Annotated in this window: 6 protein-coding genes; all 6 read right to left on the bottom strand. The window is 65.0% G+C overall.

Going from position 1 to position 5,616, the window contains the following annotated elements; genetic code table 11:
• Positions 1 to 149 precede the first annotated feature (149 nt).
• On the bottom strand, positions 150 to 848 hold the full coding sequence (gene phoB, locus ABS88_RS23490; protein ID WP_003039086.1) for a phosphate regulon transcriptional regulator PhoB: 699 nt from the start codon (positions 846 to 848) through the stop codon (positions 150 to 152).
• On the bottom strand, positions 848 to 1,561 hold the full coding sequence (phoU, locus tag ABS88_RS23485) for a phosphate signaling complex protein PhoU (protein WP_003039083.1): 714 nt from the start codon (positions 1,559 to 1,561) through the stop codon (positions 848 to 850). Before phoU ends, phoB begins: the two co-directional genes overlap by 1 nt.
• A gap of 41 nt (positions 1,562 to 1,602) precedes the next feature.
• Positions 1,603 to 2,385, bottom strand: coding sequence for a phosphate ABC transporter ATP-binding protein PstB (gene pstB, locus ABS88_RS23480; RefSeq protein WP_058812153.1), 783 nt, complete (start codon positions 2,383 to 2,385; stop codon positions 1,603 to 1,605).
• Between the two features lie 17 nt (positions 2,386 to 2,402).
• Complete coding sequence (gene pstA / locus ABS88_RS23475) at positions 2,403 to 3,659, bottom strand: phosphate ABC transporter permease PstA (RefSeq protein ID WP_058812039.1); 1,257 nt, start codon at positions 3,657 to 3,659, stop codon at positions 2,403 to 2,405.
• Positions 3,652 to 5,028: a phosphate ABC transporter permease subunit PstC gene (gene pstC, locus ABS88_RS23470; protein WP_286750753.1), complete on the bottom strand. Its 1,377-nt coding sequence runs from the start codon at positions 5,026 to 5,028 to the stop codon at positions 3,652 to 3,654. Before pstC ends, pstA begins: the two co-directional genes overlap by 8 nt.
• A gap of 258 nt (positions 5,029 to 5,286) precedes the next feature.
• A partial coding sequence (locus tag ABS88_RS23465) for a substrate-binding domain-containing protein (RefSeq protein WP_353745136.1) occupies positions 5,287 to 5,616 on the bottom strand: 330 nt, incomplete at its 5' end.

Genomic DNA, 5,616 nt, shown 5'->3' with positions numbered 1-5,616 from the left:
CGTCCGCTCACCCATCATCATGACATCTCCGTTTGCCTGCGGAGACATAGAATCAATACTTTAGCGCCATTGCAAGGCCGAGTTTTTCAACACAATCGGTCGTTAGCCGACATTCGCAGAGCCGCCCCGCAAGCGAATCTTCTGCCCGATCAGACGCTTTTCCCCGCGTCGAGCGCATAGCCTGCGGATCGCACGGTCCGGATGATGTCGGCGGTGCCGGGCAGGTTGATCGCCTTGCGCAGGCGCCGGATATGGACGTCGACGGTGCGCAGTTCGATGTCGCTATCTTGGCCCCATACGCTGTCGAGCAATTGTCCGCGCGAAAAGACGCGGCCGGGATGCTCCATGAAGTGGCGCAGCAGGCGAAATTCGGTCGGCCCCATGCTGACCACCTGACCGCCGCGGACCACCTTGTGCGCCACCGAATCGAGTTCGATGTCGGCATAGGCCAGGATCTCGCCGGCCAGCGCCGGGCGCAGGCGGCGCAGCACCGCGGAAACGCGCGCCACCAGTTCCCGCGGGCTGAACGGTTTGGTGACATAATCATCGGCACCGGTTTCGAGGCCGCGGATGCGGTCCTCTTCCTCGCCGCGCGCGGTCAGCATGATGATCGGCACATTCGCCGATTTCGGGTTGCGGCGCAGGCGGCGGCACACCTCGATCCCCGGCAGGCTTTCGATCATCCAGTCGAGCAGGACGATGTCGGGCACGCGTTCCTCGACGAGGACGAGCGCTTGCTCGCCGTCGGGGGTTTGGCGGACCGAAAAACCTTCGCGGGCGAAATGCCAGACGATGAGTTCGGCGATCGCCTCGTCATCCTCGATCAGCAGCAGGTCGGGCTGCGGCATCAGCCTTGCTCCTTCTCCGCCGTCGCGCTGTCTTCGGGCGTTTCGCCGCGTTCGCGCTCCTCCATCCGCTCACCGGTGACGACATAATAGACCATCTCGGCGATGTTGGTCGCATGGTCGCCCATGCGTTCCAGATTCTTGGCGACGAACAGCAGATGCGCGCTCTCGGTAATATATTTCGGATTTTCCATCATGAAGGTGACGAGCGTGCGGAAGATGCTGTTGTAGAAATCGTCGACATTCTTGTCGCGCACCGTGACCCGCACTGCGAGGTCGGCGTCGCGCGCCGCGAAGCTGTCGAGCGCGTCGTGGATCAGCTCGGCGACGATGGCCGACATCGACATCAGCACCGGGATCGATTCGATCGATCGCGTCTGGTCCATCAGCGCGACGCGCTTGGCGATATTCTTCGCATAGTCGCCGATCCGTTCGACGACGGAGACGATCTTGAGCGCCGCGATCATCTCGCGCAGATCGTCGGCCATCGGGGCGCGGAGCGCGATCGTCTGCACCGTGAGCTGTTCGACTTCGGCTTCGAGCGCGTCGATCTTCTTGTCGCCTTCCACCACCTGTGCCGCGAGGGCGAGGTCGCCCTTGCTGAGCGCGGTCATCGCCTGGAGGAGCGCCTGTTCGGCGCGCCCGCCCATTTCGCTGATCAGGCCGCGGAGGCGATTGATGTCCTCGTCGAACGCCTTGACCGTATGATCGTTCACAACTGCCATCGTTCTCGTTCCTGTCCTTCTTCGCCCGCGCCTTAACCGTAGCGGCCGGTGATATAATCCTTGGTGCGTTCCTGCTTCGGGTTGGTGAAGATGTCGGTCGTCTTACCGTATTCGACCAGCGTCCCGAGGTGGAAAAAGGCGGTGCGCTGCGACACGCGGGCCGCCTGCTGCATATTGTGCGTGACGATCACGATAGCATATTTGCCGCGCAGTTCGTGGATCAGCTCCTCGATCTTGGCGGTCGCGATCGGGTCGAGCGCCGAGCAGGGCTCGTCCATCAGGATGACTTCGGGGTCGACCGCGATCGCCCGCGCGATGCACAGGCGCTGTTGCTGGCCGCCCGACAGCGCGGTGCCGCTTTCACCCAGCCGGTCCTTGACCTCGTCCCACAGGCCGGCGCGGGTCAGCGCGCGCTCGACGATGACGTCGAGGTCGGCCTTGTTCGCGGCAAGCCCGTGGATGCGCGAGCCATAGGCGACATTGTCATAGATCGACTTGGGAAAGGGGTTCGGCTTCTGGAACACCATGCCGACGCGCGCGCGCAACTGCACAACGTCCATCGACGGCGCGTAGATGTCCTCGCCGTCGAGCTCGATCCGGCCGGTGACGCGCGCGCTGGCGACGGTGTCGTTCATGCGGTTGAGCGACCGCAGAAAGGTCGACTTGCCGCAGCCCGAGGGGCCGATGAAGGCGGTGACGAGGTCGGTGCCGACGTCGATCGACACGTCCTTGATCGCCTGCTTGTCGCCGTAGAAGACATTGACGCCCTCGGCGCGCATCTTGGGATCGGCGATGATCAGATCGTCGTTGGTCATGGTCAGGGAGCTCATTTTCACCAGCGTTTTTCGAACTTGTTACGGAGATAGATGGCAAGCGCGTTCATCGACAGCAGCACGAACAGCAGCACGATGATCGCCGCCGACGTCTTTTCGACGAAGCCGCGATCGACCTCGTCCGACCAGAGGAAAATCTGCATCGGCAGCACCGTCGAGGGCGAGCAGAGGCCGCCCGGAACGTCGCCGATGAAGGCGCGCATCCCGACGAGCAGCAGCGGCGCCGTCTCGCCCAGCGCGCGCGCCATGCCGATGATCGTGCCGGTCAGGATGCCGGGCAGGGCGAGCGGCAGGACATGGTGGAACACCACCTGCACGGGACTGGCCCCGACGCCCAATGCGGCGTCGCGGATCGACGGCGGCACCGACTTGATCGCGTTGCGGCTGGCGATGACGATCACCGGCATTGTCATCAGCGCCAGCGTCAGCCCGCCGACGAGCGGGCTGGCCTGGCAGAGGCCGAACCAGTTGATGAACACCGCGAGCGCGAGCAGGCCGAAGATGATCGAGGGCACCGCCGCCAGATTGTTGATCGACACTTCGATCAGGTCGGTCCAGCGGTTCTTCGGCGCATATTCTTCCAGATAGAGCGCCGCGAGCACGCCGGTTGGAAAGGCGATCAGAAAGGCGATGAAGATCGTCATCAACGATCCCTTGAGCGCGCCCCAGATCCCCGCGACGGCAGGATCGGTCGCGTCGGCATTTTTGAAGAAGGGCGTGTGAAAGCCCGTCGACAGCTTGCCTTCCTTTTCGAGCGCATCGACCCGTTCGCCCAGCGCGCCTTTCGCGCCTTCCTTGGCGGCGATGTCGACCGCGCTCGATGCGGGGAGTTCGAACAGCGACTTGCCGTCGAGCAGCTCGGGATCGGCCTTGATCCGGGTGCGGACTTCCTTCCACGCATTTTCGCTGATCAGCTGCGACCCGTCCTTGCCCAGCGCCTCGTCGGCGGCAAAGGCGACGATGTCGGCGAGCCCGGCGTTGGCGATCACCTGATCGGCGTCGGCGTCGGACAGTCGCGCCTTGTCGACCGTCAGCGGCATCGCCTTGAAGTCGATCGGCACCGCGACATGGGTGTAGGTAAAGCCGCGCGCGCCGTTGCCGACCATCACGAACAGCAGGAAGGCGAGGAAAAAGCCCGACAGCAGCACCGCGCCCAGCCCCATCGCCTTGAACCGGCGTTCGGCGGCATAGCGGCCCGCGATGCGCTTTTGCATCGCCGCGCCTTTCCAGTCGGTCGGGGCGGTGTCTCTATTCATAGGCTTCGCGATACTTTTTGACGATGCGCAGGGCGACGATGTTGAGCAGCAGCGTGACGATGAACAGCACGAGGCCGAGCGCGAAGGCCGCGAGCGTCTTGGCGCTGTCGAATTCCTGGTCGCCGGTCAGCAGCTTGACGATCTGCGCCGTCACCGTGGTGACGCTGGCAAAGGGGTTGGCGGTGAGGTTGGCGGAGAGGCCCGCGGCCATCACCACGATCATCGTTTCGCCGATCGCGCGGCTGACCGCGAGCAAGATGCCGCCCATCACGCCCGGCAGCGCGGCGGGGATCAGCACCTGGCGGATCGTTTCGTTCGGCGTCGCGCCGAGCGCGAGGCTGCCGTCGCGCATCGCCTGCGGCACCGCGTTGATGCTGTCGTCGGCCATCGACGAGACGAAGGGGATGATCATCACCCCCATCACGATACCCGCGGCGAGCGCGCTTTCGGTGCTCGCATTCGGCACGCCCAGCATCACCGCGAAATTGCGCAGCGCCGGCGCGACGGTCAGCGCCGCGAAATAGCCGTAAACGACCGTCGGCACGCCCGCCAGGATCTCGAGGCACGGCTTCACCCATTTGCGCACCGTCGGCGCCGCATATTGGGTGAGGTAGACCGCGGTCATCATCCCGATCGGGATCGCGACGATCATCGCGATGATCGCGCCGATCAGCACCGTGCCCCAGAACAGCGGGATGCCGCCGAAGGTGCCGGGCTGCGGCGCGCCGCTCTGCGGGTTCCAATAGGTGCCGAACAAAAGCTCGGTCGCGGGGACGAGGCGGAAGAAGCGGATCGATTCGAAGAGCAGCGACAGCACGATGCCGAAGGTCGTCAGGATCGCGACGAGCGAGGCGATGAGCAGCAGCGCCATCACGATCCGTTCGACCCGCGTCCGCGCCCGGAAATCGGGCTTGATCCGCGTAAAGGCATAAAGCCCGCCGGCGAGCGCCAGCGCGAGCATTGCCGCGATGCCGATCCACGCAAAACGGTGCGTCGCATCGGCATAGGGTTTGACGAGCGGTGCCGCCTCGGCGATGCGCACCGCCGCCTGCTTGCCCTGCGCGACGGCGCGCGCGTCCGACAGCATCGCGCCGCGTTCGAAGCCGAAGGCGGGCAGGCTCTGCGCCTCGGGGCTGGCGAGCACCGCATTGGTGATCAGCGCCGGCGACATGCTCGACCAGACGGCAAGGAAGATCGCGGCGGGCGCGAACAGCCACAGCGCGACATACCAGCCATGATATTGCGGCCGCGAATGCAGCCGGGTGCCCGCGCGGCCCGCGAGCAGCGCCGAGCGCGCCCGGCCGGCCAGCCAGCCGATCAGCGCAAGCCCCGCGATCAGGAGCAATAAGGCGGCGGCGTTGAAAGTCACATCGTCCCCGTTATCGTCTGGCCCGCCGCAACCCAAAGCGGCCGCGCGTGGCAATTTGATGACTCGGCGTCATAATTTCCGATCCGCCCGCATTCTGGTCCGTTCGCATCGAGCGAAGTCGAGATGCCCCTCGACCATGCGCTGACCCGACGGGTGTCTCGACTTCGCTCGACACGAACGGGATGGGAGCGACCCAAAAAGCGGCGGCCGGGGGCAGGGGGATGTGGCCCCCCGCGTCCCGGCCGCCGGCGGGGGAGATTATTTAAGCTCCGAACCGTCGAGCGGCGTCATGTCCTTCGCCGCGGCGGCGGCCTTCGCCGACACGTCGGGGGGCGAGATCACCAGGCCCTTGGCGGCCAGATAGCCGTCCTTCGCCGCGCCCTTCAGGAATTCGGCGACATATTCGGCCAGGCCGGGGATCACGCCGACATGCGCCTTCTTGATATAGATGAACAGCGGGCGCGATCCGGGATAGCTGCCGCCGGCGATCGTGTCATAGGTCGGGCTGACGCCCTGCACCGGAACCGCCTTGATCTTGTCCTTGTTCGCATCGAGGTACGAAAAGCCGAAGATGCCCAGGCTGTCGGG

It is taken from the genome of Sphingopyxis sp. SCN 67-31 (assembly GCF_001725095.1).
Note: the sequence above shows the minus strand (reverse complement) of the source record. Positions and strands in the feature narration are given on the sequence as shown.